The following is a 25,822-nucleotide window of genomic DNA, read 5'->3' as shown; positions in this document are numbered from 1 at the left end:
ACTCAATTCATATCCTCGTCCGCCTTGCCTGTGCGACGACGAAAGTCCATCAAGGCCCGCATTCGGCCCCAGGCGCTTCGACGTGTGGCAAGCGTGCGGCGCATACTGGCGAGGTTGTTCTCGCGATAGCGCCCGTCGATGCGGGCATCGTCCGCGAAATGATCGAGAATTCTGGCCGGATCATTGGTCATCACCTTGTGCGCCTGTTTGCCTGCCACATCGGAACGGAGATATTTGAACAACCCCTCCAGGGTCGAGGTGGCCTCGCGGTGCAGCCCGATATCCAGCATCTCCGCAACATACTCCCGCAGGACGATTGGTGCCGCTTCGAGCTGTCGGCGCGCGACATCCTGCTTGCGGTGGAGCGTTACGACATTGGCGATGCGACTTTGCAGGCAATGCAAGGGGTGCATGATCGGCACTGCCAACGTGCCCTCGCCATCGGTCGTGCGAACCCGCATGATGATTTCGACCGCGGCATTCTCCAAGCCGGGCGATTGCACACCCAGCACATGCGTTAGGAAATCGATCTCGATTTGCCGGCCCTCGATTTCAGCTACGACGATCGCCGATTGCGGCGTGGCATTGTCGAGGTCGGGAACGCGCAGCGAACCGCCGATCGCGGTCGCCAGCTTTTCGGCCGCCTGCCGATACCCGAAATAGTCGATGTCCTTTGAGGTATACGGGCCGTAATCACTCAGTTCGGACGCATTGCTATAGCGTTCGGCCCATATGTTGAGCGCCTGTCCGCCAACGATGAACGCGCCATCATCAAGTGTTAGGATTTTGGCGAGGTCATAAACGAGTTCGGCGGGAAGCGGCTCTTCGCTCAGGCGACCATGCCCCGGTGCCGGATGGACGAACTCACCACGTCCAGCGGTGCGAGAAAGCCGTTGCGCATCCGCAGTGCTTCACGCGAGATATCACCGTTGCGCAGGGCACGATCATCCCGCTCGCGAGCGCAATCCTTTTCGCGCTGACGCTCCACGGGGTCGTAATGGCTCACCTGCAACATGGGTTTACTCCGCATACCTATATACGAACGCAGGGGTTTCCGGTCAATGAACGCGCGGAGATCCCTGGTTATCCGTCGCTTCCAACAACTTTTTGAGCATTTGACCGCCCGCCACCAGCCGAATCACCCGCACCATTGGTTGGCGAGGCTACCTACACACATCTCGCGAACGGGACCATACTGGTCGTGGGTTCGGGCTCCTCGACCAGATTTTGCAGGTGGATCGCCCAAGTATCAAGCGACCGCTTACCGCTACTTCGCTCTCTAAAGGTGCCGTTCGGGACTGTCCAACAAAGCTACCGAACAACTGTGATCCGAAGCTTGGAGGGAGATCTCTTCGACATGATCGGCGCCATCCCCATTGCTGATTTCACTCCGCCGCTGATTCTTGCGGTCCTGCGCGAGATCAAGGCGCGCGGCGCGATCGAAACCACCGAGCGCGTGCGCCAGCATTCAGGCGTACTCGTCTACTCTATCGCGCAGGGCATCACGCAAACCGATCCGGCCGAGAAGCTTGGCGCGGTGCTGAAACCCCTGCGCAAGGGGAGGCAGCCTGCAATTACTGATCTGGTCCCCTTGAGGAAGATGATCCTGGTTAATCAACCGCCCCGCCAAGGATACGGCGCGGTATTCGCGACATCGGGTGCCCGCGCCGGTCGATGCGGATTTCGGCTCCCAGTGAGACGACGCGCCGCCAGAGTTCGGGGGGTCTTGATTGTCAGAAGCGTGTAGCGCGCTTCTGACAAATCGCTCGCGGAGAATTAGGTCAGGAGGAACGCTGAGTTCAGGATATCGTTCATGGCAGATGAGACCAAAATAAGATCGAATGGGAAAGGAAAATATCGTCTTGCTAGCGACTCACGCGATCGGCTGCAGCTTCGCGATCAAGGGCGGCGAAATATTGTCTTGCCCAGATGCGCGAAGGCAGCGATCAAAATCCAGGCGACGAGGAAATGCCCGAGTATGAACGGCCAACCATAGCCTTCATCGCCGCCCGTCGCCGCGACGAGTGCGGCGATGGCAGTAATAATTGCGTAGGAGGTCGAGCCCAGCCCAGAATTTGTCCGCATGAAAATGCCTTTCTGCACGCTCCACTACGCACCTGCGAAGAGGTCTGCAATCAACGATGACGCCTGCAAAGGCTGGGCCAAGCAAGGCACGCAACGTTAGCTATACCCGTCGGTCTTCTTCGACATCGACCAGACGGAAGCCGGATCGGCAAATAACTATCACCCTTTGCATATAGACTTCCATTATCGCGCGGTCGCCGCCAGAAGGTTAGGCTGCTACGTGTTCCGGGGGGATCATGAGAATCTATATTGTTGCGTCCGCCGTGGGGCTGGCTGGCGTGATGTCTGGCGCTTCCGCACGCGAGGCTCATGGCGAAACCTTGCCGTCATCTATTCAGGCCGAATCGGCAGACTCTGGATTGATCGTGACGGGCGAGAAACTCCGCCGCTCTTTGCAGGACACACCGGCAAGTGTGGCAGTGACGACAAGCCGCTCCATCGAAGAGCAAGGCATGATCTCGGCCTATGATGTCCTTGACCGAACCCCCAATGTGGCGGTGGACGGCAATCGGACGACCTTTTCGATGCGGGGCATCGATGCCTTCAACGTGTCGGGAGGCGGGGAGGGAGCGCTGGCGAGCATCTATGTGGACGGCGCGCCTATTCCCCGCCTTGCGCTAGCTTCAGGCCCTCTCGACCTCTTCGACGTCGCGCAGGTCGAGATATGGCGCGGCCCGCAATCGACCGTCCAGGGGCGCAATGCGCTGGCTGGATCGGTCATCATCAATACCGTGGATCCTGGCTTCGACTGGACCGGCAGAGCCCGGCTGCTGCTGACGGACGAGGATGGCCAAAGGCGGGCGGGGATCGCGGTCGGTGGTCCTATTATAGAGGATGAGATTGCCTTCAGGTTGGCGGCGGAAGCCTCCAAAGCGGCAGGCCTGATCCACAATGTGACGACCGGCGGTAACGGAGACCCGCAGCGTTCAAACACATTGCGGGGGAAGCTGTTGCTTGAGCCGCGTGCCCTACCGGCTCTGCGCCTGCTCGGCACCCTTTTGTATGACCGGCATCAACGGGGTACATTCTATACGGAACTCGATCCGCCCTATGATCCGCATGCGCGGATCGTGACCTCCGATATCCAGGACAAGAAGCGCGTCACCAGTGCGATCGGCACATTCTCCACGGAATATGAGATCGATTCGGAATCCGTCTTCAAATCCGTGACCAGCTACAGCCGCATCCGCTTTCGTTCGCTCTCGGACGCCAACCGCACTGCTATCCCCGGCCAACTTAGCCGCATGGATGACCTCACAAGGACTTTCCAGCAGGAGGTTCGTTTCAACTTTCGCAGAAATTGGGTCGATGGTCTGGTCGGCGCCTATTATCTACGCGAACGGCGCGCCTATTCCTATAGCGCGTTACAGAGCCTCAGCCTGGTGAACCTCGGGATAGGACGCCAGTTGCAGGCAGCGGGCCTGTCGCCTGCGATGGCGGAAGCCGTCCTCAATCTCTATGGTGGTATCCTTCCCATCAGCAATGACCTCGCAAATCCGAGGATGACGAACAACCATGCCGGGTTCGTCGATCTGACTTTCCCGCTTGGACAGCGAATGCATCTCCGCTTGGGCCTGCGCTATGACGCCGAGACCCAAATACAGAGCGCGACGCAACGCATTGCGATCGACCGGCATCTGCCCGATCCTGAAAGACTCGCGGCTCCTGCCCTTGCTCCAGTGGTTCGCCGGTTGAACAGTCTGCTTCTGGGTCTCGTCCAAGGCGCCAACAGCGCAGAGCCGCTCCGCCGCGTGCGCTATCATGCCTGGCTTCCCAAACTGGGCCTCAGCTATGATCTGGCCTCGAACGTGGCGTTAAGCCTGACGGCACAGCGCGGCTACCGGGCTGGAGGTTCGGGATTCAACGAGCAGCGCGCGGAAAGCTATGATTTCGCGCCCGAGCACAGCACGACCTATGAATGGGCTGTGCGCTCATCATGGTTTGGGAAACGGTTCTCGCTCAACGCCAATCTCTACAGGACCGATTGGAGGGATCAGCAGGTTCTGATCCAACTGACCCCCGGAGCGCTTTACGACACCAGGATCGTCAATGCAGGAAAATCCCGGCTTCATGGCTTGGAGATAGAATCCCACGCGGCCGTGACGCGAACGCTTGCCCTGTTCGCGGGCCTCGGATTTGGCAGCGCCAGGTTCAAGAATTTTCCCTTGGCCGGGGACACGGCTCTCGAGAGCGCGCAAGGAAAGGCGTTCCCGCTTGCGCCTCGCTGGACGCTTTCCGGCAGCGCAACCTTCTCCCATCCGAAGGGATGGCTTGCGAACCTCAATGCCAACCATCGCAGCGCCTATTACCAGAGCGTCATGGATCAGCGCGTCCGGGACATCCCTGCTCGCACCATCGTCAACGCAAAGCTCGGATGGCAGGGAAGGCGTCTGGGCGCATTCCTGACCGCCGCCAATGTCTTCAATGTGCAGAAGCTCAATCAGTTTTTTGTGGATGTCGACGGGCGCAGATGCGGTACGCTTAATCCACCGCGTATATTGGGCGTCTCCCTGGAAGGCCGCATGTGATCGGGCCGAACATATGAGGAGGTTCCAGCGCCTTGGCGCTCGCCATCGCCTATGCGATCCAGGTACCTACGATCTACCCGCGCCCCGGCGCACAAGATTGTTCCTTCTCATTTTTTTCCGCGATTTTACTCTACACAGCCTAGGAAATTTCCGCCACTGATATGGTTAATGAGGGAGATTGTTGGGAGGCGCATGTTGGATGATCGGATCGCCAAATTATCCGATGTGCAAAAGCGATGTCTTCGCCTGGCTGCAGAGGGACGAAGTTCGAAGGAAATCGCGCCGCTGGTGGGCCTCACCCATCATACCGTCGATCAATATCTTCACCGCGCCCGGATCATTTTGAACGCGGAGAATCGGCGCGAAGCGGCCCGGATCTTCACGGAAACCGATCGCGCAATTCCGTTCAAACAATTTGAATTAAAGTCGGCAGACGTTGAAATTCCCCACGATACGGGCATTTCTGAGGAACCGGCCGAGCAGCGACAGGCGCAGCCCAAACCGCTCGGCCTTCCCCTTATCGGAGGCCCACCCAATGACCTGACACGCGCTCAGCGCCTCATCGCGATCGGCAAGATCGCCCTTTTTCTCACGATCATCGTCCTTGCGGTGATCATCCTCTTTGCGGCAGCACTCGACGCTCTGTCGAAGTGATCCTCCGCTTGTCCACAACCCGATCTTACAAACGCACGCCTCATGGCCGTGCGAAGGAGACCTCATGACCGATTTCAATCCGCAGCAGGCCCGCAAGATCGTTACGGATCTTGGCCGGACGCAACTTTTGATCGACGGCGCCCTCAAGAAATTCTCCATGCTGACGACCGACGTGATCGAGGCCTTTTCCGAGGCGAAGCTGAGCGATGCGGCGAGCCAGCCGACGCTCGAGGAACTGGCCGACGGCTTCAAGACCTTCGTCGAGGGACGACGCAACTTCGTTAACGCCCACAAGATGCTGATCGACATGAAGAAGGATTCGAACCTTCATACTGTCGAGATCGGCTGCGCGCCCGGTCCGCTCTGTCCGTGGATTGAGCCGGAATCGAAGCTGCAACTGGTTGCCTAAACGCTGCTTCGGTGCTTTGGCCGTCTTGCGCGAGATGGAAGACGGCCAGGGTTCATGCTTCTGATTATATTCTGGGTGATGACGCTATGCTGCTGTCTACATGCCGCATGCGTGGGCGGTCCCACCGGACGCCTTGGCGCAGGACTGATCGTCTTCAAGACTATTGCCGAATTTTATCTGGCGTTGATGGACCAAAGCTGGGCACATACACTCTATCCAATACTCGTGTTGGACACTGCCTGCCTTCTGGCATTTCTCCTTCTGGCCTTGCGGAACGACCGACATTGGCCGCTATGGGTCAGCGGTTGCGCTCTGGCAGCGGTGGCTGTCCATCTGGCCTCAATCCTCGAAATCGACATCGATCCGAAAATCTACCAGGGTTTAAAGGGCATCTGGGCGATTCTGATGCAATTGTTCATGACGCGAGGGATCGTGCTGGACGCCCGGTATCAGCGCTCATCCGGACATATGGCGGTCAAAGCCATGCTCTGATCTCCTATCTCGAAGCTTGCATGGCGTCGCTGCGCGAGGAACAGGTTCGCGTGCTGTTCTTCAATGATTCATGCGACGCGATAGCCGATGAGCGCGTTTGGCTTGGCACGGCCACTGAAGTGGAGATGCCTATCGGAGAGCTCGTACGGCACGCATTTGCATGCGGTTCACCCATGCTTCTCATCGCCCACAATCATCCGTCCGGCATAGCCCAGCCCAGCCGGATGGACGTGGATTTCACTCGAAGGCTGGTCAAAATATGCAAAGAGCTGCAGATCAGGGTGCACGATCATATCATCGTTACCCACAAAGGCTCGTTCAGCTTCCGGGAACTGGGATATATGTAGCTCCCGGATCGCTTGCATCCCATCTCTGCAGGTCAGTACGTAGAATTACCGATTTACGGCTCCGCTCCAAATATGTGCCTAGAATGCGGCAGGCCGAGCAAAGAGCGTTGCCGGGAATTTGCGGAAATGACTTTTTGAATTAATGTAAGATAAGTTTGGAACGCAGCTAGCAAGATATGATGATGGAAAAGGTTCGTGCATTTCTGGATGAGATGATAGCCGAGCGCAGAAGTACCTATTCCGACATATCGCGTCTAATCGGCAGAAATCCAGCCTATATTCAGCAGTTCATCAAACGGGGCACTCCTCGCCGACTGGATGAGGAGGATCGCCGGATAATCGCGCAGTTCCTTGGCATATCCGAGCATCTGCTCAGCGGTCTTCCATTACGCGAAACCGAGTCCGCCCCGCCCCCCACGCGCGCAAGATCCATATCGGTGCCAAGGCTGTCTTTGGGCGCCTCGGCCGGAGGAGGCACGCTCGATATTGAGGAGCGCGCAACAGAGAGCGTCGCGATCGACTGCCGCTGGCTGCAGGAAATCGGCGTCCGGCCGCCGCATGTCTCGATTATCCGGGTCGACGGAGAATCCATGAGCCCTACATTGAGTCACGGCGATGAGATCATGGTCGACCACAGCGACAGCGTGGGCCGGCTGCGGGACGGCATTTATGTGCTGCGCCTCGACGATGTACTCCTGGTGAAACGTATTGCAATGCGACCGCGACGCGGAGAGTTCAGCATATTGAGCGACAACTCTCTCTATCCCAGTTGGTCCAATATAGACCCTGCGCTGGTGGCTATTGTCGGCCGGGTGGTTTGGGCAGGCCGCATCTTGCGCTGATGGCCCGGTGAGGGCCCGGCGGAACAGTCGGCAAGTCTGCAATCAGATCGAGCAGTTCGATGGGTGGCACGGCGGCTTGTCCAGGCAGCGCATTGATAGCTGCTCCCAGATGCGCTCCGGCTTGCGACAAGCCTAATTCGTCGAGAAATCCCAGGCACCGGTTGAGGATTCTGGCGATGTCGGCAACCTGCTGGTCGAGTTGCGCTCCCAAGCCCAATATCTCCGGATCCTCCGTTGCCTGCACTGAAGAACTATGAATCTTCTCCGCCTTTTTGCCCTGCCATCTCATGATGCCCCGTTACTCTCGTCCTTGGCCAATAGGAAACCCTTTCAAATCCGAAATGGTTGATAGGATGGTTAAATGAGGATGAAGCGGTCCAGCAGCGCTCTGCATCCTGCAAGCGGCTTGACTTGCTTCCAGTCGGGGGCGACATCGCTTCATGACCTTGGGCAAGGTCGAGTTGGGGGAATATCAGTGAGATTGATCCATGTTGCGCTGGCATGTGCGGCCACTGCTCCAACTGTGGCCATCGCAGAGGTGACGGTACCTGCACCCGCTACCTGAAGTAGGGCTTCCGACAGAAAACGTCCTTCGCACTGGCACCAAAATCCAGTTGAAGATGGAAGAACAGCTGACAACCGAAGGTAAGAAGCTGCGTGTCGGCCAGCACTTTCGTCATTCGGTGATCGAGCCGGTAGTAGTGGGCAGCCAGATCGTCATCCCCGTAGGCTCGCCTGCGATGGGAGAAGTGACCGAGGTCCGCAACAAGGGGATATGAGGCAAATCGGGCACCTCACCGCCTCTCTCCTCACGTCAGCGTCAATGGCCGTCAGATCCGGCTGAATGGCACCTTCGATGACAAGGGCGTCACTGGAACCGCAGGCGTGGTGGCAGCAGTGGCTTTCGTTCCTGTCGTCGGCTTTTTCACGACCGGGACCAGCGCCAAAATTGCCGCAGGCTCACAGGTCAAAGGCTTCATCGGTGAGGACGTGCCGCTGGTGTTCGCCGAGGCGGTAACTCCCCTGGCCATAACCGTTCCTGTCGCAACAGCAGTCTCTATCTCTACGGCAGAACAGCCTGTTGCCGTGTCTACCGCTGCCACAAACTAACCCGTTCACTCGAAAGGACTGAGATGCGTTTCAGAAACTCCGCCGCGCTCGTAATCTCTACCAGCTGGGCGGAGTGGCAGGATCCGCGAATGGCGCGCGGCAGCACGATCTGGAGGCGTTCCTTGCGGATCTCCTCGGTCTGGAGTCTGCGAGTCGCCTGACCCCCGCGTGCTCTGCCCCTTCTTTGCCGCTCATGGGAGGTTTCCCGACCCCAAAAAACGGACATGGCCGAGCCCATACTCAGGTATACCGTTATGTCGGGTTTGTCCGAAATCCGGTAGTTCGACCGGCCACTAAATCAGGATATAGTTGGCCCCGATCGACCTCGCGCAAATTTCCAGCTGATCCCGTCGACGCGCATGATCCCCGATGCAACTTTGCCGATGTTGCGATCGAGAACGTCACGCCACGGCACGAGCGTGAAATCCCGCGACCGTTCGACCAGCGCGTGAGGGCAGCTTTCGAGGTCCACGCGCCGCGCGATGACGCCCTCGATCGCCTCGCCCATTTTGGCCGGCGCGAAGCGCTTGCCAAGCTCCTTGCCAATTCGCTCGCCGGCGCCTTCCAGCTCGCGCAAGCGAAGGCTTTCCAACGCACCCGGCCGCAACCGAAAAGCCCGCCCGTCGCCATCAGCCAGCTGCTGCTCGAGAAGCCATTGGCGGCGGACCACTAATGCGGTCCGCACCTCGCGTCCGAACCCGGCATCGCGCACCGTCTCCGGGGCACGCGACGCCAGCTCCCGATCGAGCCAGGTCGGCGCTTCCACGCCGACTAGATCGCCGACGGGCCGCAGGGAAAGGATGGCAAGCGTTACCGGGCGGTCGCGCTGTTGTCGCTGGGCATAGGCCTCGGCACGGGCTAGATGATCGCCTGGGATGGCCCAGCTGCCATCGGGCTGCCGTTCGGGGCCGGCGCCCGCGCGGCGCATCGCCTCCAGGCGCCGGACATGGCTCGCGGCATAGGCTTCGCTGGCCTGGGGATCATGTCGCAGATGCAGGTCGATCGAGTAGCGCCCGCCATTGGCCCGCGCGACCGCATCGACCGTACGGTCCGCCTGGGTCGCCTCGGCCCTGGTCGGCTCGATCCGCACTGCCGCACCCTCAGGCACTGAAGGCGTCGCGTCGCCCCGCCCGATATCGACATAATGGACCCGGCCATCGACGCCATCGACCATCATGTAATGCCGATCGCGGTGCTCGTCCGAAAAACCCCGCTTGATGACTCGCCCGACCAGCGGTTCGCGCAAGTCGCTCGACACCACCTGCTCGACGCCGGCGCGATCGAGGCGGCGCGCAGTCAGTTCGCGCTGCATGAGGCGGATGATGTTGCCGCGCTCGCCCATGCGGCGGAGCGTCTCCTCCATCCCGTCGGCGAGCCGATAGCGGCCGCCGCCGATGTCTTCGGCCAGGTCCATCGCCTTCAGCTTGCGCAGCCGGCCGGCCGCGATTGATTGCTGGAAGGGATCGTTGTCGGCCGCAGACACGGTGCGCCCGGCGTCCATCCGGCGCAACAGCCGCCGATCGATCGCGATCAAACGCTCCTGGTCGACATCGTGGCGAAGCCGCGCTTCGATCTCGTGATCGGTGCGCGGGCCAAGATCGAGCGTCACCAGCTCGGACGCGCGTTCGCGCAGACCATGGGCAATATACTCGCGGGCGATGATCAGATTGTCACCGCGATCGTCCACGCCACGCAGGACGATGTGGGTGTGCGGGCGTTCGGTGTTGAAATGGTCGACCGCCACCCAATCCAGCTTGGTGCCGAGATCCTGCTCGACCTGCGTCATCAGGCGCCGGACATAGGGTTTGAGATCGGGATATTCGGCACCGTCCTCGGCCGATAAGATGAAGCGGAACTGGTGCCGGTCGCCGGTCGTGCGTTTGAGGAAATCGTCGCCATCGGCGCGGTTGGTTTCCGGACCGTATAGCTCGCCCGGCAAACCTTCGCGCGTGACGCCGTCGCGCTGGATATAGCGCATGTGCGCCCGCGCGACCTGCCCAGCCTTGCCCTGCAGTCGGATCAGGCTTGCCTTAACGACCGCCCGGCGGCCTCGAAATCCGGCCAGCCGATCGCGGCTCGCGAGCAGCCGCCCCATGCTCGCGCCGCGTCCGATCCGGCTGCCGTCGAAGCGCCGTGTCCGCACCCCGGTCTTGGCGCCCGCCAGCCGCGCCGCGGCGAGGATGCGCCCGCCATATTTCGTGACGCGCTTGCCGTCCTTGCCACGCTTCCGGCCGAGCTTGGGGGTGAAGCCGTCGTCAGGCATCACGACGCCCCGGAGTCTCGCGATTTCGGGCAAGAAATGGCGAATTTGCGCCATTCCTGCTCGCCATGTCTCGCGTCGCCCACCGCCTGTCTCGCGGAAAAAGGATGTGCAGACAATCACTTGCGCAGTGTCGCGAGACACTGCCTTTATCTTGTTTCCCCTCTCTTCCTTCCTCTCCACCCTTCCGGCTCAAAAAAGGGGGAGAGACGACGCCGAACCGACGCCGCCTCTCCCCGTGATATGCGCTGCGATCAGTGCGCATGGAGCATCGCATCGCGCGCCCTGACCAGCGACCGAAACTGCCGACATCCCATCATCCCGTGCGCCTGGCCATCGCCATCCACGAGCATGGTGGCGCAGAACCACTTCCCGTCGAGCCGCCCGCAAATCGCTATCCGGTCGAGTTCGAAATCCTCATCGTCGGCGCTCTCATAGGCTCCGATCCACCGCTCCTCGACCCGCGCATCCCAGCGAAAATCCGCTTCCTCAGCCTCCAGAAACCGATGTGCCAAGGCTTCGCCGGCACCGCGCCCGAACTCCAGTTCAAGCCCAGCGACCGGCGCTTCCATCACGCGATCCGACGCCGTTCCGATGCTCTGATACATGCTCATCATGACCTCCAACGTTTGTGTCCTCATCATCGAGAACGGCGTCCGAGGGACGGGTGGTGGAGCGGCTGTCAGGGCCGCGGAGCGAAGCGCAGCGCCGCGAAGCGGACGTGGGGGGCACCGATTTTCGAAGAAAATTGGGGGGCACCCGCGGGCCTTGATAGCCGTTCCGCCAGCCGTCATGCTGGGTCTATCGAGACGAGCTTCCAACCTCTCGATGACGCGCAACATTGCCTCAATTCCCCTGCGACAGCGCGACGAACAGCGGCGATGCGGATGAATTTCCTTGTGCCTCGACCTCCGCCCGGCGCTCATCATTGCGCACGACAAACAGCGTGGCCGGCGGCGCCTGTGTGCGGGCGATCGTCACTGAGGAAGGAGCAGTCGGCGCGACCTTGGCGAGGTAGGCGACGGTCTCACCGGGCAGCGTGCGGCGTCCGGCGAGATGCTCGGCGTAGCGGCCGGGACCGGCATTGTACGCACCGAAGAGACCGGGATAGCCGAACCGGTCGTACATCAGGCGGAGGTAGAGAGTGCCGGCGAGAATGTTGTCGCGCGGATCGTCGGGATTGAAGCCGAGGCCGAGACGCGACCGCATGTCGGCCCAGGTCGCGGGCATCAGCTGCATCAGCCCCATCGCCCCCGCCGACGATCGGATGGCCTGGCCATTGAGGGTCGTCTGGCCATTGCTTTCGGCGCGCATGACGCGCTCAATCCATGCTGTCGGCACACCGAAACGGGCGGACGCTTCGGCGACATAGGGATGCCAGTCGGTGACGGATTCGGCGTTTGCAGGCGCGGCCAGCACGAGGCTGGCAGCAGCGACAGCGATCCTCAGCGCGCCCATAGCAGCCGCGCCTTTCCGACGATGTCTGCTTCGCCGATGGGACCGAAATAACGCCCGTCGAACGATGCCGGATTGTCCATCAGCAGGAAGAGCTGGCGACCGCGCAGGCGCGCGCAGCCCGACCACGTCGGCATCGGCCGGCCCTTGGCATCGGCCGCGCGGCGTTCGGTGATCCAGCGTCCGTTGATGAAGATTTCCTGCCCGAGCCCGCACACGTCATCGCCGGCGGCGGCAGCGACGCGCTTCACCAGCGGCACGTTGGCGGGCAGATAATGACGGCGCGCGGCAAGGTCGCGCCACGGTTGCGGCACCCGCGCGATCACCATGTCGCCGGGGTCGGCGGGCACGCCGGGCGACACCGAATAGAGGCCGATCGGGGCGCTGGCGCTGGCGTTCCAGACGAGGCGTGGAAGGGGCAGGAAGATCGCGGGGGACAGGGTCAGCCCTACAAAGACGCCGAGCGCGGCGATGCGGCGATTGAGCTTGGCGCGGCGCACTTTCTCAGCGCGCAAGGCGTCGCCCCAGTCAAACAGCGGCCCGATCATGCGCCGATCCCCCGAGCGCTGTTCTCGCTGCTCCAGGCGTCGAGGTCGTCGATATGATATTGGACGTAGCGGCTGTGCCGGCGAAATACCGGCCCTTTTCCGGCACGGCGCAGGCGCTTGAGCTGCCGGATCGAAAGCTTAAGATAAGCGGCGGCCTGATCGGTATTGAGGAAGGGAGAACCGCGTTTGGCGCGGTTGGCGCGCGTGATGTCGTCGTTGTCGTCCATAAGGTGGTGTCCTGTCGCGGGGGAATCGCAGGGCGCGATCGCGGCACCGCAGATGCCGGGCGGGACACCGGGCGAAGAGTGTCGAAGTGCCGCTGGGCAGAACGACACCCCGATCGAGGGGAAGCCCCGCGCCGTTGGGCGCGGGGGCGTGAAGGTCAGTCGGCCGGGTTCCAGATCAGGGCGTAGGCGTCGTCATCGTCCTGCCCGGCGGAGCGGCCGAGATTGGCCCAGATGGTGCGGGGAAGCTCGGGCGCCGAGAGGCTGACGCGGACATATTCGCGCTGTGAAACCTCGCCGGTCCGGATCCAGCCCGCGCCGAGTTCGATATCGCCGGCGCGCACGATATAGTCGGGCTGATCCTCGTTGGCCTTTCGGCGATTGGGGATGATCTGAAGGTCGCAGCGCAGCGATGCCATCTTGAGCTGGCCCGTATAGGCGCCGTCCTGCTGCTTCTGCACATATCCGATTGCGGGCATTGGAAGTCTCCTTTCATGCGCGCGAGCGGCCGATCCGCCCGGGCGTGCAGACCGTCAGGCGGCGCGATCGGACACCCGAACCGTGAGGCCGCAGCGTCAGCGGAGGACCGGAGCCGCAGGCTTATTTGGAGCGAAGCGGCCGCGAGGAGCCCGTGGGACACGGGCGGGGAAATAAGCCGGAGGCGATGGTTTCGGGGGGGCGGGCGTCGCCGCCAGGTCGCTGCACATGCCCCGGCCGGACGGCCTGCGCCACCAGCTCGCAGGGACTTCATTTGCCTTCGCGATTGTCGCACAGCAGGTGGTGCCGTAGCACTGGGAGCATGGCAGTCGGAAAGAAGCGATCGGAGCAACATCTCATCGATCAGGACGGGATCGCCCTCCTTCGATCGAAGCTCCCGCGCCATTGGCTCCTGCGCGAATATCGTCCGGACTATGGTCTGGATTTCACGATCGAGACGTTCAAAGCCCTCGAATCGGAGACAACGGACGGGCGCCGGCCAACCTTCGAAACGCTGGGCGAACATGTCTTCGTTCAGCTCAAAAGCGTGGCCGAACCGAGCGTCCACACGCTCGAAATCTACAACCGGGGCAACGTCGAGAAGGCTCGCGAGACGCTCGACCTGACCGACAAGATCGCCGAAATCGAGACCTATCGATTCCAGCTCGAAATGTCGGAACTGGTCACGATCGAGCGGATGGGAATCGGTGTGCCAGTGCTGCTGGTGATCGCCGATCTGGCCCGCCAGCGCTGCTCCTTCGTTTGCCTGAACGACTATATCGACAAGATTCTGATCCCGCAGCACGATGATTATCGGACGGCCGGATCGCGCACGATCCACGTTCCGCTGTGGACCGAGATTGGGTCCGACGCCGGGATGATCGGGCTGCGCTGGTACGCCAAGCGCGCCAAGCTGCTTGCCGCGTTTCAGCGGTTTGCGTTCCAATATTCCGAGCTGCAATGGCCGGACAACGGCGACTGGCGAACGCTGGCGCGCTATTTCGGCGAGCGTATTGTCCAGTATGATTTCTGGGACGACACGGAGATGTGCGAGCCGATCCGCTATCACGCGGCGGGGCTGAGGCGTTTCCTGGAGACTGGGCAGCCCGGCTATTTCAAGGTGCCGGCAGACTTGCCCGATGGCTTCGACCCAGATGCTTTCAGGGAGCATTTCGAGAAGCAGGACGTGTTCGAGCTATGGCGGCTCCTGGCGCTGCTGCCGAAGACCTATGAAGATATCTGGCGAGAGTGGTTCCTCCCGACGTCGCTCGGGCAACTGACCTCCGCGCCATAATAGCCGCGCGCCGACGCCGGAACGGCGGTGGCGCGCGGCGCGATTTTTTCAGGTTCAGAAGACGGGCGGACCTAAGCCCGCCCGCATCACATCATGCCGCCTCGGCGAACGGCACCTCCATATCGTCGGGGTCCGGCTGTGCCGCCTGATTGCGCGCGGCCATGACCTTGGCGTGGGCCGTGACGGTGGCGACACCGCCGCGCGCGGTGTAGGCGCTCGGCGGGAACGCCATCCACCGGGGCACCCAGCGTTCGACCTGCTTGCGCCCGTCGTTGCCAGCCAGATGATCGGTGATACGGATCATGTGGGGGTGCTCCCGTTCGTGTTGTGCGCACGAGGGAAGCAGCGGGGCAGCGGACGATATAGACCGAGTGATTACTCGGGTTGACGGCGCCGGAGTTCGTCGAGGCCGACCTCGCCCGCCAGCACGGCGGTGATGACCAGCTCGGTGCGATCATGCACGCCGAACAGCCGGCGTGCCGCAGTCAGATAGCCGTCGACGGTGCGAGGCGTGAGCGCCAGTGCCCTGGCGATTTCCTTGTTGGAAAGGCCGCGGCCGGCGAGAACGACGCAATCACGTGGGCGCGGGTGCAGTCGCGGTGAACGCGGAATCGGTGTCGCAGCGCCGACCAGCCGCCGCGCGGCCTGAAAGGCGAAGACGCCGATCATTTGAGCGGCGCCAAGATAGATGCCGGAGCGGTCAGGCCGGTTCGTACCTGCAAATGTGCAGGATCCTATGGCATCCCCGAGATGCACAAACGGAACGGTGATCCCCTCGTTCAATCCCTCCCGAGCGCCGAAAGCTAGGCTCTCGCGGTCCCCGCGATCGAGCGTCAACATGTCGGGAAGGTCTGACCAGAGAAATGCGGTGACGGCGTGCAGACATGCGCGCACCACTGGATCGCGACGAAATAGACCTTGTTCGACCAGGCGATCGGTGACCGCGGCGGGATAATCCATCAGCCTAACGCGGCCAGCCTCGCTCTCTACCCTATTGTCATGGTGTGCTAGCGCGAAATGACGAAAGCCCATTTCGCGAGCGATGACCTCCATCATCGTCGCGAGTTCGTCTAGGGAGGCTGCCGATTTGAGCGCGCGAACAACGGCATCTGTCAGCGACAGGCATGTGACGCGCCGCCACCGCACGCGGTCGCTTAGCAGGAACCGAGGTTCTTCCGAGACGTGAAGCGGCGTTGCTAAGTCTCCTTCAACCGATGAAGGGGGAGTGATATCCTCTTAATTCTAAAGAAATGGCGAGAGTCTTAGTCTGAAGTGCGACGACCACAGACCCGGGCCGCCGCACTTCTTCCAATCCCCAACAGCTACCAGCGCTTTGTAAGTGAGAGCGTAAAGTTCCGACCGAAAATCGAACGTCCTACCGATGCATCAGCGACGGAGCCGGCCAATACTGCGGCTGACCGAGCGTTTCCTTCAGTCAAGCCTACGACATTGCCGACATTGCTAATCAAGCCACGTAGTTCGAAGCCATTTGCGGTAGCGATAGATGCGCCCAGATCGAAAGATGAGTAGGCCGGCAGACGACTAAGGTTAGAGGCGTCTTGAAAACGACGACCGATCGTAAAGAACGTGGAGAACACGCGAGCTTTCATTGAGCCGACCTCGAAGCTGTAAGCCGGCTCGACGCTGAGTTGGAACCTTGGCACGCGGGCAACATCGCCTCCCTTCGTGCTGCTAGCATCAAGTCCTGTCAATGTTTCGACGCGAGTATAAATTGGCCTTTGGATCTGACCATTTGCGACGATTTCGACACCATCGAAGGGGGTCGCCACGGCCTCCAGCTCCAAGCCGTAGGTTCGCGTATCGAAAATGATGTTCGAGTTGGTGATCAGTCCATTTGCGTCCGCGATCTGCGTGCCGCCATTCAGCACATTGAACTTTGACCAGAAAGCTGTTGCCGCCAAGCGTAAGCCCGGAAAGGCATATTTCACCCCGGCTTCGGCCTGCTTGATATCCGATACCGGAATTGGAGTGGTCGAATTGGGCAAAACCGACCCGCCCAGGATATTGTCAAAGCGCGGATAGCTGAAGGTACTCGTGTACCTCGCGAACACGTTGGCCCGAGGTGAAAAGACGTAGCCGGTCCCAACTGTCCAGCTTGTGCCCGATGGCTTCTCGGCGCGGGCGACTTCGCGCACGACACCCGTCACGGTACGGGCCGGGATCGGGCCATTGGGATTCGCTACAGCAGTTCCAAGTACGCCTTGCACACCGCTCTGGTCGCGTGTCACCCTACGGACGCCAGCGTCGATCGACCATGCGCTTGTAATTTGCCACGTATCGGCGACGTAAAAGGCAAACGAGTGTCCGCGAACGCGGCCGTTCTGGCTACCATTACCGTACGCGATGAAGCCGTTCTCCGTGACACTTCCGACGACCTGACCGCTTGAATTTAATGCCTGCACATCCAGCGCTAAGGGCCGGGTTTGAACGTTGGTCAAGATGGCGTTCAACAGCTGGGTCTGATCGAGACGATAGCTGCTGTAATACACGCCCGCCGTCAGAGTGTGCTTCCCGAGACCCGTCTCCAACGCCTTGGTGATGTGGAAGTCGTTTGCGTCGAAACGAAACTTGGTATTCACGCTTGCCCAAGTGTTCGGCATAACCAGATTTGCCGTGGTCGACGGATCATACACCTTATTCGTACCTGCTATCACGTAGCGCAGCGAGCTAACGGTGTTGCCGAAGGCACTCTGTGCCGCGCCCAGCCGAGTAGCAAGGTAGGCTGCAGCGCCAGTTGGCGCACCGTTGTACAAACCGTTCAAAAGCACCGTGCCATCGGTGTGGCGATATGTGTTATATAGGTGGAAACCACCGCCTAGATCGTAATCACCGCCAAGTGTTGCGGTGAATGTTTTGGGATGGATGCCATCCTGCAAATCCCGATTGACGGTCATCGCTTGACCATTGGCGCCGATGGTACGGAGGGTGACCCGCCTGAACGCATTCGATGTTAGAGTCCCGTCGCGAGGATCTATGAGCCGTTCCAGCGATTCTCCATTCAGCGGACTCGTGATCGGCACCGCCGTGTAGAAAGCGCTTCGGTCGTTTAGATACTTGATGTCAGCCCAGATCCTTCCTCGATCGAGTTCGTAGTTGATCCCGGCCTTGATCTGGCCGCCGAGGTCGGCGTTCTTGAAACCCGTGTCGCGTAGACCGTCGTCTCGACGGTAAAAGCCGCTAATCGTAGCACTGAGCCGATCGGACAGTGGGCCAGAGACCGCGACATCGCCTCGAATGCGATTGCCTGTTCCGGTTTCGAGTCGAACAGCACCCTCGAAGTTCTTGGATCCATGCCCTGTGATGAAGTTCACCAGCCCGCCGGAGGCATTGTTCGAGTAAACTGGTGCCGTTCCGCCTCGCACGATTTCCGCGCGTTTGGTGTCGAGATCGACGCGATAAATCTCGTCAATATTGAAGTACCGTTCGAAGTTCGACTCAAACAGCGGCATGCCGTCTTGGTTGAGGTCGATCAGGCGCCATCCGCTCCATGGCAGGCCGCGAATGACGATATTTTCGCCACCACCTTCGCCACCCGACGCCTCTATGGTAATACCGGGAATGCTTCCGAGCAAATCGGCGACGCTATGCGGCGCCGTGTCCTCGATGCGTTGCTGATCAACCGTCGAAACGGAATAGGGAGCATCGAATTTCGTCTGCCGAGACGACGTGCCGGTCACTACGATTTCATCTGCACGCGGGGTGCTCGCGTCATCGGTTGCTTGCTGGTCCGCGCCGGGTGCGCTGCTTTTGGACGAACTTTGTGCCCAAGCGGGCGAAATCGATAGCGCCAGTGCCGATGTTCCGATCACCAGCAGCCGCGTGCGCCTGTTTGTTTCTCTTGTCATATCCGCTCCCTGAAGACAGTCACCGTCGGCGGGTCGCCTCGTGGCGCCCATTGATTGATGCATGGGGAGCGAAAAATCCGGACACGCGACCGACAATGAATTCGTCGCCATGCCCTATGGCCGCCACGATGATGTTTCTGGGCCACAGAGGAAATGAATTTCTTCTGCGGGCTACGTCCTCAAAACTTCAATCTTGGTACTTTATCAACGGCAGCTGCACTGGTGCCTCGTGCGGAATCGCTCGAATCTGGCTCAGGTTGAAGGTGCGATCAGTGGCAAGGTCTGGCTGTCGTTTATAAGTGCCACCTGCACGCTCTACATTGTGCTTTTGCGTGTTAGCGAGGCCGCGTCCGCGATTGCACGCACGTCGGCTACACCGTTTTTGACCAGCCAACTCCCACCAATGCAGGCGACATGAGGTTCGGCCAGCCAATCGCTGGCAGATGCTTGAGAGATGCCGCCAGTCGGACAGAAGAGCGCATTGCCGAAGGGGGCCGCAAGCGCCCGCAGCGCAGGGATTCCACCAGATGTTGCCGCAGGGAAAAATTTGTAATGGCGAAGGTCCATATCAAGCCCGCGCATCAGGTCTCCGGCGGAGGATATCCCAGGGAGGAAGGGTACTCTGTTGGAAAGGGCGGCGTGGGCTAAGCGATCTGTTAGGCCCGGCGATACGATGAAGCGCGCGCCGGCACTAAGCGCGGCGTCAAGGCCTTTAGGATTGAGCACAGTCCCGGCCCCGACGATTGCGCCTTCGACCTTCGCCATCTCGGCGATGGCTTCGATGGCACATGGCGTTCGCAATGTCACCTCGAGCACTCGCAGGCCGCCCGCGACGAGGGCTTCGGCAATCGGTATCGCCGTCGCTACATCGTCGACGATGAGCACCGGGATGACCGGCGACACGCGCATAATTTCATCGATAGTCATTATATGTGCGTCCTTGCGAAGGCTGCCGCGGCACCGAATAGCCCCGGCTCTGAGAGCGTGATCAGTTTGACGGGCATGTCGCGCAGCATCGTCTCGAAACGGCCTTTGGCTGCGAAGCGCTCGGCAAATCCGGAATGCGGAAGATGGTTGACGAGGCGTGCGCCCAGACCTCCTGCGATCACCACTGCCGAGGCGCCCTGTATGAGCGCGATGTCTCCGGCGACTGAGCCAAGCGTCATGCAAAAGCGGTCCAGCGCAGCAATTGCCAGCGGGTCGCTACCATCGAGTGCCGCGGTCCAGAGTGCCTTGTCGTCGGGCGCTTCGATGACGTGACCCTCGACGCGGGCGAGGGCTTCATAGAGAGCGCGAATGCCGGGTCCGGATACTATCCGCTCGACAGACACTCGGCGCGTTTGCTGTCGCATCGCTGCGAGTAGGCCATCCTCGAACCCGTCGAGTGGGGCAAAATCGCCGTGTCCGCCTTCGGTTTCGACCACCCGGTAGGCGGCGCCATCGCGCATCAACTGCGCAACGCCGAGGCCGGTGCCCGGCCCGATGATCGAGATTACGCCGTTGACCGGCGTCGCCCGCTTGGGACCGCATAGGTGAACGAAATCGTCAGGCTCGGCTTGCGCGACGGCATGCCCCACTGCCCCGAAGTCGTTCACGACAATGTAGTCGTCCACGTCGAGGCGTTCGGGGATCAGTGCTGGTCGCACGACCCAATGGCTATTCGTCAATTGGAGAACTTCGCCCGACACCGGGCCTGCGAACGCGATAGCCACGGCCCTCGGTAACGGGGTGGTATTGAGCGCTGCAAAGGCTTGCCAAGCAGTCTGGAAGCTCGCGTGCTCCGCGGTTTTCAAGGTAGTCGGCGCGCCGAGCGACTTGACACGACCATCTTCGACCATCGCGATGGCGAAGCGGGCATGGGTTCCGCCGATATCGACGGCTACGACGTCGCACTTTTGCGCATGTGCTGCCGTCACGATGGGACTGGCGCTCATAGATCTGCACCGGCCAGCATCGCCGAGGCACCCTGTTCTGCGTCGTTGGCACCGACCCGCATGAACCCGAACAGTTCCCGCCCTGTGCCGCTTCCGGCAATCGGCGGTGCGGCCGGGGCACGTCCCTCGAAGACGATCGGCGCCAGTCTCACTTCGAGACAGCCTGCGACTGCATCGAGCCGCACAACGTCGCCATCGCGCAAACGCGACAATGGTCCTCCGCCCATTGCTTCCGGGGTGACATGGATCGCTGCAGGAACCTTGCCGCTCGCTCCAGACATGCGTCCATCTGTGACGAGTGCGACCTTGAAGCCCTTGTCCTGCAACACGCCAAGCAAAGGTGTGAGCTTGTGAAGCTCAGGCATTCCATTTGCACGGGGCCCTTGGAACCGCACGACGACAACGACGTCCCGATCTAACTCGCCCGCTTTAAAGGCGGCGGCCACTTGATCTTGATCTTCAAAAATTCGAACGGCCGCTTCGATCGTCCAGCGAGCGGGATCGACCGCGCTGGTCTTGAAGGTAGCCCGGCCCAGGTTCCCTGTGACGAGCCGCATCCCACCATCTGGCAGGAAGGGTGCGTCGTAAGACCGAAGCATTGTCTCGTCGAGCGAGTTGGCGGGCGCGTCGGCCCAAGCCAGAGCGTCGCCGTCGAGCATTGGCTCGCGTGCATATTCGGTCAAATCGCCGGTCGATACTGTCATCAGATCGCGGTGAAGCAGGCCGCCATCGAGCAGGGTCGAGATGGTGTAGGCCATGCCGCCCGCCGCCTGAAAATGGTTCACGTCGCCCGACCCGTTGGGATAAACCCGCGCGATCAGCGGCACCGCGGCCGACAGCCGATCGATATCGTCCCAGTCGATCAGGATGCCGGCGGCGCGGGCGATGGCGGGCAGGTGGATGACATGATTGGTCGAGCCGCCGGTGGCGAGCAGGCCGACCGCTGCGTTGACGATCGCCTTCTCGTCGACGCACTGGCCCAGCGGGCGATAGTCGCCGCCGTCCCAGCCGATCTCGGCCAGCCGGTGCACCGCCTTGCGGGTCAGCTCCTGCCGCAATTTCGTGCCCGGGTTGACGAAGGCGGCGCCGGGTATGTGGAGGCCCATCACCTCCATCATCATCTGGTTGGAATTGGCGGTGCCATAGAAGGTGCAGGTGCCCGCGCCATGATAGGAGGCGCTCTCGGCCTCCAGCAGCTCGGCACGGCCGACCTTGCCTTCGGCGTAGAGTTGGCGGACGCGCTGCTTCTCCTTGTTGGCGAGCCCCGAGGGCATCGGCCCGGCCGGCACCAGGATCGTCGGCAGATGGCCGAAGCGCAGCGCCCCGATCAGTAGGCCGGGCACGATCTTGTCGCAGATGCCGAGCAGCGCCGCGCCCTCGAACATGCCATGGCTGAGCGCGACCGCGGTCGACAGCGCGATAGTGTCGCGGCTGAACAGGCTCAGTTCCATGCCGCGCTGGCCTTGGGTGACGCCGTCGCACATCGCGGGGACGCCGCCCGCGACCTGCGCGGTGATCCCCGCCTCGCGCGCCCAGATCTTCATCTGGTCGGGATAGCGGCCATAGGGCTGATGCGCCGAGAGCATGTCGTTATAGGCCGTGACGATGCCGATGTTCATCGCCTTGCCGTCGCGGATCACCGGCTTGTCCTCGCCACTGGCTGCAAATCCGTGTGCGAGATTGCCGCATGACAGGTTTGGGCGATCGACGCCGCTATCGCGCTCGCGCGCAATCAAATCGAGATAGCGGGTCCGCGAGGACCGAGAGCGTTCGATTACCCTGTCCGTGACGGCTGAAATGGTCGGTTGAAGTGTCATGCGATCTGATCCTCGGCCCAGTGCACCGTGACCATGCCTCGCGCTCGGCGAAGGAAAGCTCCGAGAGGGCTTGGTTCTGACGAAGTGAGCGCGCGCTCCAATGCAGCTCGTTTTGCTTTTCCCGCGCAGACGAGCAGAGTCCGGTTCGTTTGCGTAAGCGCGGTCAAATTCCAGCTGAGTCGGGGAACCGGCGCGTTGATCGGCACCGGGTCCGGCATCGTTTCTATGAGCTGACGAGGATCATCGCCGTCGAGGGTCGAACCGGGAAAGAGTGAAGCGATATGGCCGTCAGCACCCATACCCAGAATCACCAAATCGAATGGGAAGCGAATGGTGCTGGCTGCCCCCGCACGGTCGAGAGCGACAAAGTTGGCAGCAGATCCGCATCTGCCTTCGAAGATCCGCTGTAAGCTGCCGATGTTGGACAAAGGATGGTCGGCGGGCACCTGCCGCTCGTCGGTCGTTGTGATTGTGATCCGATTCCAAGGGAGATGATAGGACGCCAAGTCAGCGAGCATCGCGATTTGCGAGCGCCCACCGGGCAGCACCACCGTGCTCGCCCCCTCCATCGCGCACATAGCGATCCACGTCGCGGCTTCTTCGGCCACGATCCTTGCCGCGGCGGCGGGTGATGCGTGATTGACGATTTCGATCAGGCACTCAGTCATGCCAGCTCACCCCGTCTCGCTCGGTCAAAGCAATTGCGGCGGACGGTCCCCAGGTGCCAGCAGCATAGGGCTTGGGATCAGACGCCGATGCCTGCCAACCGAACCGGATGCGATCGATCCACTCCCACTGCGCCTCGACCTCGTCACGCCGAACGAAGAGCGTCGGGTTGCCTTCGATCAGATCAAGGAGAAGCCGCTCATAGGCGATGCGCCGCCGCTCACCGGAAAAGGCCGTGGTCAGTGAAAGGTCTAGCGGCACTTCACGAAGCTGAATCCCATCTCTATCGAGGCCGGGCTGCTTGGCCATCATCAGTAGGCTGATGCTTTCTTCGGGTTGTAGACGGATGATGAGCCGGTTTGGCTTGAGAGCGGTGCCCCGTGTTTCAAAGATCGAATGGGGTACCCCGCGAAACTGTACGACGATCTTCGATTGCCGGATCGGAAGCCGCTTTCCCGTCCGCAGATAGAACGGGACGTTCTTCCAGCGCCAATTGTCGATGTGGGCTTTAATCGCGACGAAAGTCTCGGTGTCGGAGCCGCATCCAAGCTCGTCGCAATAGGAGGGCACCACCGCGCCTGCGATAGCACCAGATCGATATTGACCGGCGACGGTGTGGCTCTTGACATCTTCCGCCGTGATACGTCGGAGTGCCCGCAACACCTTCACTTTCTCATCCCGGATAGCTTGGGCATTGTAACTGGACGGTGGCTCCATCGCGACGAACGCGAGGAGTTGGAGCATGTGGTTCTGAACCATGTCGCGAAGTGCGCCGGCGCCGTCGTAGAAGCCGACACGCCCCTCTAGGCCAACAGTTTCCGCGACCGATATCTGGACATGCTCGATGCCCTGCGCATTCCACATCGGCTCCAGAAGCGTATTGCCGAAACGCAGCGCGAGGAGATTCTGGACAGTCTCCTTTCCGAGATAATGGTCAAGGCGAAACGTCTGCTCCTCGGAGAAGAACTCGGCGACCGCATCGTTGATCTGCGTTGAGCTGACGAGGTCCTTGCCTAACGGCTTCTCCAGAGCGATCCGCGCACCATCGACAGTTAGGCCGGCGCCCGCCAATCCTTCTATCGTTGGTCTGAAGAGCGATGGTGCTGTTGACAGGAAGATCGAGAGACCTCTTCGATCCGGCCCGATCCTATCGGCAAGCCTGGCAAACCCAGACTCTTCTCGCGCGTCAACATCGACATACTCCAGCCTTCCCGAGAATCGCTGGAGAGTCGCCGGGTCGAGGCGAGTGCTTTCGACCGTTCGTTCAAGCGCGTCGGAGGTCAGCGCACGAAATTCCTCGTCATTCATCGAACTGAGCGCCGTTCCGATGATCCGCATATCAGGTGGCAACAGACCGTCGGCCTCAAGGCCGAACAGCGATGGTAACAACATACGCTGTGACAGGTCTCCGGTTGCTCCGAAGAGCAATAGCGTAGGCATCAGATCTTCCTTTTATCGCTTACGCCGGCGGCCTGCGCCGTGCTCCGCGCGCGCGAGATTTTGTGCTGCTCAGAAATTCGGCTTCCGGGAAATCAATCCGAAAGCGACGATGACGGCGTAACAGATGGCCGGAATCAGCAGCGATGCGCGCAAGCCGGAAATGTCGGCCATCTGCCCGGTAAGGGGCGGAATAATCGCGCCGCCTACGATCGCCATGCAAATGACCCCGGAACCTTCGGCGGCACGCTTGCCCAAACCAGCGCTCGCCAGCGTGAATATCGTCGGGAACATGATCGAGTTCATCAGGCCGATCGCCAGCAATGCCCATCCGGAGATGGTACCGACGGTGTTGGCCGAGATGAGGATAAGAAGGATCGCGGCGGTGGCGACACTCGCCAGCACCTTGCCCGGGTTGATGACGCGCAGAATGCCTGCGCCCACAAAACGGCCCACCATGGCGCCACCCCAGTAAAAAGCGACATGCTGTCCGGCCGCTTCCTGGCCGAGATCGAGAGTGTCCGTTTGCGTAAGGTAGCTGACGATCAGCGAACCGATCGCGACTTCGGCACCCACGTAAAGAAAGATGCACAGAGCGCCGAAAGAGAAGCGCCGCTGGCGGAGCAGATTAAAAGCGCGCAATATCGGGGTGTCGTCCGTGACCGTATTCGCGAGCCGTCCGCGTCGAAGCCAGACCACTCCGGCAACGATCATGAGAGCCGCAGCCAAACCGAGATAGGTTTTCACCACCACCTGAGATTCGGCAGCGCGATATGCGTCAAGCGCGGCCCCCGACAGCGTCGCTACGTTCACTTCGTTCAGCGAGCCGAGGATGAGTATCGAACCCACGATCGGGAAAATGGTCGTGCCGAGCGAATTGAACGCCTGAGCGAAGGTCAGGCGACTGCTGGCCGTGCGTGCCGGGCCGAGAAGCGAAATGAGCGGGTTGGCCACGACCTGAACTGTGGTGATCCCGGCTGCTAATACGAAGAGTGCAAACAGAAATACGTCGAAAGTGGCGGACGCAGCTGCCGGGATGAACAGCAGACAGCCCGCCGTCATTGTCAAAAGGCCGATCGATGCGGTCGTCATATAGCCAAAGCGCCGCACGATTGCCGCTGCCGGCACCGAGATCAGGAAGTAGGCTGCGAAAAAGGCCGATTGCACAAGCATGGCTTGAGCGTAGCTGAGCGTGAACAAGTCCTTCAGCTTCGGAATGATGACGTCGTTCAGACTGGTGATGCCACCGAACACCAGAAAGAGAGCAAAGACGAAGATGCGGAGATCCGGAGCATCGACACCGTTGTCGGGCGATCCGTCTGCGGCCACGGGATCCGTCGATGTAATGGCTTCGACGTTCAACTGCATAACTCTCTC

29 protein-coding genes are annotated in these 25,822 nt (G+C 60.9%); 10 read left to right on the top strand and 19 right to left on the bottom strand.

Features of this window, described 5'->3' with window-relative positions; all coding sequences use genetic code 11:
* Positions 1–2: 2 nt before the first annotated feature.
* Both SIDU_RS17010 and SIDU_RS17005 read right to left on the bottom strand, forming a co-directional pair.
* A complete protein-coding gene (locus tag SIDU_RS17010) occupies positions 3–488 on the bottom strand; it encodes a hypothetical protein (protein ID WP_007682961.1) in 486 nt (161 codons plus the stop codon).
* 341 nt (positions 489–829) lie between these two features.
* Positions 830–1,015 carry a hypothetical protein gene (locus tag SIDU_RS17005; RefSeq protein WP_007682963.1) on the bottom strand — a complete coding sequence of 62 codons (186 nt, stop codon included), beginning with the start codon at positions 1,013–1,015 and terminating at the stop codon, positions 830–832.
* A gap of 186 nt (positions 1,016–1,201) precedes the next feature.
* Here SIDU_RS17005 and SIDU_RS17000 point away from each other — a divergent pair, with 186 nt between their 5' ends.
* Positions 1,202–1,747: a phage integrase central domain-containing protein gene (locus SIDU_RS17000; protein ID WP_409349297.1), complete on the top strand. Its 546-nt coding sequence runs from the start codon at positions 1,202–1,204 to the stop codon at positions 1,745–1,747.
* Positions 1,748–1,899: 152 nt separating this feature from the next.
* On the opposite strand, the gene SIDU_RS16995 is transcribed toward SIDU_RS17000, so the two are convergent.
* Positions 1,900–2,085, bottom strand: a complete 186-nt coding sequence (locus SIDU_RS16995; protein ID WP_007682966.1) for a hypothetical protein — start codon at positions 2,083–2,085, stop codon at positions 1,900–1,902.
* A gap of 236 nt (positions 2,086–2,321) precedes the next feature.
* On the opposite strand from SIDU_RS16995, the gene SIDU_RS16990 reads away from it, so the two are divergent.
* The 6 genes from SIDU_RS16990 to SIDU_RS16970 all read left to right on the top strand — a co-directional run bounded on the left by SIDU_RS16990 (position 2,322) and on the right by SIDU_RS16970 (position 7,357).
* Positions 2,322–4,613 carry a TonB-dependent receptor gene (locus SIDU_RS16990; protein ID WP_037508326.1) on the top strand — a complete coding sequence of 764 codons (2,292 nt, stop codon included), beginning with the start codon at positions 2,322–2,324 and terminating at the stop codon, positions 4,611–4,613.
* A 192-nt stretch (positions 4,614–4,805) separates the two neighbouring features.
* Positions 4,806–5,267 carry a helix-turn-helix domain-containing protein gene (locus tag SIDU_RS16985; protein ID WP_007682970.1) on the top strand — a complete coding sequence of 154 codons (462 nt, stop codon included), beginning with the start codon at positions 4,806–4,808 and terminating at the stop codon, positions 5,265–5,267.
* Between the two features lie 64 nt (positions 5,268–5,331).
* Positions 5,332–5,676 (top strand): hypothetical protein, encoded by a 345-nt coding sequence (locus SIDU_RS16980; RefSeq protein ID WP_007682971.1) that lies wholly within the window; start codon positions 5,332–5,334, stop codon positions 5,674–5,676.
* A gap of 111 nt (positions 5,677–5,787) precedes the next feature.
* Entirely contained in the window at positions 5,788–6,168 is a 381-nt protein-coding gene (locus tag SIDU_RS19705) for a hypothetical protein (protein WP_158514638.1), read from the top strand.
* Positions 6,169–6,188: 20 nt separating this feature from the next.
* Positions 6,189–6,515, top strand: a complete 327-nt coding sequence (locus SIDU_RS19700) for a JAB domain-containing protein (protein ID WP_007682973.1) — start codon at positions 6,189–6,191, stop codon at positions 6,513–6,515.
* 179 nt (positions 6,516–6,694) lie between these two features.
* The gene (locus SIDU_RS16970) at positions 6,695–7,357 is read left to right on the top strand and encodes a S24 family peptidase (RefSeq protein ID WP_409349303.1); all 663 of its coding nucleotides are present in this window, start codon (positions 6,695–6,697) and stop codon (positions 7,355–7,357) included.
* Here SIDU_RS16970 and SIDU_RS16965 read toward each other — a convergent pair.
* Complete coding sequence (locus SIDU_RS16965) at positions 7,314–7,646, bottom strand: hypothetical protein (protein WP_129965615.1); 333 nt, start codon at positions 7,644–7,646, stop codon at positions 7,314–7,316. The genes SIDU_RS16970 and SIDU_RS16965 overlap by 44 nt on opposite strands.
* A gap of 331 nt (positions 7,647–7,977) precedes the next feature.
* Between SIDU_RS16965 and SIDU_RS20125 the strand changes: the two genes are divergently transcribed.
* Both SIDU_RS20125 and SIDU_RS20120 read left to right on the top strand, forming a co-directional pair.
* On the top strand, positions 7,978–8,136 hold the full coding sequence (locus tag SIDU_RS20125) for a hypothetical protein (RefSeq protein WP_233431850.1): 159 nt from the start codon (positions 7,978–7,980) through the stop codon (positions 8,134–8,136).
* A gap of 106 nt (positions 8,137–8,242) precedes the next feature.
* Entirely contained in the window at positions 8,243–8,467 is a 225-nt protein-coding gene (locus tag SIDU_RS20120) for a hypothetical protein (protein WP_233431849.1), read from the top strand.
* A gap of 298 nt (positions 8,468–8,765) precedes the next feature.
* On the opposite strand, the gene rlxS is transcribed toward SIDU_RS20120, so the two are convergent.
* The 6 genes from rlxS to SIDU_RS16930 all read right to left on the bottom strand — a co-directional run bounded on the left by rlxS (position 8,766) and on the right by SIDU_RS16930 (position 13,433).
* Positions 8,766–10,784 (bottom strand): relaxase/mobilization nuclease RlxS, encoded by a 2,019-nt coding sequence (rlxS, locus tag SIDU_RS16955; RefSeq protein WP_007682976.1) that lies wholly within the window; start codon positions 10,782–10,784, stop codon positions 8,766–8,768.
* Positions 10,785–10,981: 197 nt separating this feature from the next.
* Complete coding sequence (locus SIDU_RS16950) at positions 10,982–11,344, bottom strand: hypothetical protein (protein WP_233431848.1); 363 nt, start codon at positions 11,342–11,344, stop codon at positions 10,982–10,984.
* A gap of 229 nt (positions 11,345–11,573) precedes the next feature.
* Positions 11,574–12,185 carry a lytic transglycosylase domain-containing protein gene (locus tag SIDU_RS16945; protein ID WP_007682978.1) on the bottom strand — a complete coding sequence of 204 codons (612 nt, stop codon included), beginning with the start codon at positions 12,183–12,185 and terminating at the stop codon, positions 11,574–11,576.
* Complete coding sequence (locus SIDU_RS16940) at positions 12,173–12,730, bottom strand: S26 family signal peptidase (protein ID WP_007682979.1); 558 nt, start codon at positions 12,728–12,730, stop codon at positions 12,173–12,175. Before SIDU_RS16940 ends, SIDU_RS16945 begins: the two co-directional genes overlap by 13 nt.
* Positions 12,727–12,957, bottom strand: a complete 231-nt coding sequence (locus tag SIDU_RS16935; protein WP_007682980.1) for a helix-turn-helix domain-containing protein — start codon at positions 12,955–12,957, stop codon at positions 12,727–12,729. The genes SIDU_RS16940 and SIDU_RS16935 overlap by 4 nt, the downstream gene beginning before the upstream one ends.
* Positions 12,958–13,112: 155 nt before the next feature.
* Positions 13,113–13,433, bottom strand: coding sequence for a DUF736 domain-containing protein (locus tag SIDU_RS16930; RefSeq protein ID WP_007682982.1), 321 nt, complete (start codon positions 13,431–13,433; stop codon positions 13,113–13,115).
* A 320-nt stretch (positions 13,434–13,753) separates the two neighbouring features.
* On the opposite strand from SIDU_RS16930, the gene SIDU_RS16925 reads away from it, so the two are divergent.
* A complete protein-coding gene (locus SIDU_RS16925) occupies positions 13,754–14,725 on the top strand; it encodes a DUF4365 domain-containing protein (protein ID WP_007682983.1) in 972 nt (323 codons plus the stop codon).
* A 91-nt stretch (positions 14,726–14,816) separates the two neighbouring features.
* On the opposite strand, the gene SIDU_RS16920 is transcribed toward SIDU_RS16925, so the two are convergent.
* The 9 genes from SIDU_RS16920 to SIDU_RS16880 all read right to left on the bottom strand — a co-directional run bounded on the left by SIDU_RS16920 (position 14,817) and on the right by SIDU_RS16880 (position 25,813).
* Positions 14,817–15,029, bottom strand: a complete 213-nt coding sequence (locus SIDU_RS16920) for a hypothetical protein (RefSeq protein ID WP_007682984.1) — start codon at positions 15,027–15,029, stop codon at positions 14,817–14,819.
* Positions 15,030–15,100: 71 nt separating this feature from the next.
* Complete coding sequence (locus SIDU_RS16915) at positions 15,101–15,871, bottom strand: LuxR family transcriptional regulator (RefSeq protein ID WP_257787141.1); 771 nt, start codon at positions 15,869–15,871, stop codon at positions 15,101–15,103.
* Between the two features lie 176 nt (positions 15,872–16,047).
* A complete protein-coding gene (locus tag SIDU_RS16910; protein WP_233431847.1) occupies positions 16,048–18,591 on the bottom strand; it encodes a TonB-dependent receptor in 2,544 nt (847 codons plus the stop codon).
* Positions 18,592–18,906: 315 nt separating this feature from the next.
* Positions 18,907–19,518 (bottom strand): bifunctional 4-hydroxy-2-oxoglutarate aldolase/2-dehydro-3-deoxy-phosphogluconate aldolase, encoded by a 612-nt coding sequence (eda, locus tag SIDU_RS16905; RefSeq protein ID WP_007682991.1) that lies wholly within the window; start codon positions 19,516–19,518, stop codon positions 18,907–18,909.
* On the bottom strand, positions 19,518–20,525 hold the full coding sequence (locus SIDU_RS16900) for a glucokinase (RefSeq protein WP_007682993.1): 1,008 nt from the start codon (positions 20,523–20,525) through the stop codon (positions 19,518–19,520). Before SIDU_RS16900 ends, eda begins: the two co-directional genes overlap by 1 nt.
* Positions 20,522–22,342, bottom strand: coding sequence for a phosphogluconate dehydratase (edd, locus tag SIDU_RS16895; RefSeq protein ID WP_007682994.1), 1,821 nt, complete (start codon positions 22,340–22,342; stop codon positions 20,522–20,524). Before edd ends, SIDU_RS16900 begins: the two co-directional genes overlap by 4 nt.
* Positions 22,339–23,010, bottom strand: a complete 672-nt coding sequence (locus tag SIDU_RS16890) for a 6-phosphogluconolactonase (protein ID WP_007682996.1) — start codon at positions 23,008–23,010, stop codon at positions 22,339–22,341. The genes edd and SIDU_RS16890 overlap by 4 nt, the downstream gene beginning before the upstream one ends.
* Positions 23,003–24,448 (bottom strand): glucose-6-phosphate dehydrogenase, encoded by a 1,446-nt coding sequence (gene zwf, locus SIDU_RS16885; protein WP_007682998.1) that lies wholly within the window; start codon positions 24,446–24,448, stop codon positions 23,003–23,005. The genes SIDU_RS16890 and zwf overlap by 8 nt, the downstream gene beginning before the upstream one ends.
* A gap of 69 nt (positions 24,449–24,517) precedes the next feature.
* Positions 24,518–25,813 (bottom strand): sugar MFS transporter, encoded by a 1,296-nt coding sequence (locus SIDU_RS16880; protein WP_007682999.1) that lies wholly within the window; start codon positions 25,811–25,813, stop codon positions 24,518–24,520.
* Positions 25,814–25,822: the final 9 nt, after the last annotated feature.

It is taken from the genome of Sphingobium indicum B90A (assembly GCF_000264945.2).
GTDB lineage: Bacteria > Pseudomonadota > Alphaproteobacteria > Sphingomonadales > Sphingomonadaceae > Sphingobium > Sphingobium indicum.
Note: the sequence above shows the minus strand (reverse complement) of the source record. Positions and strands in the feature narration are given on the sequence as shown.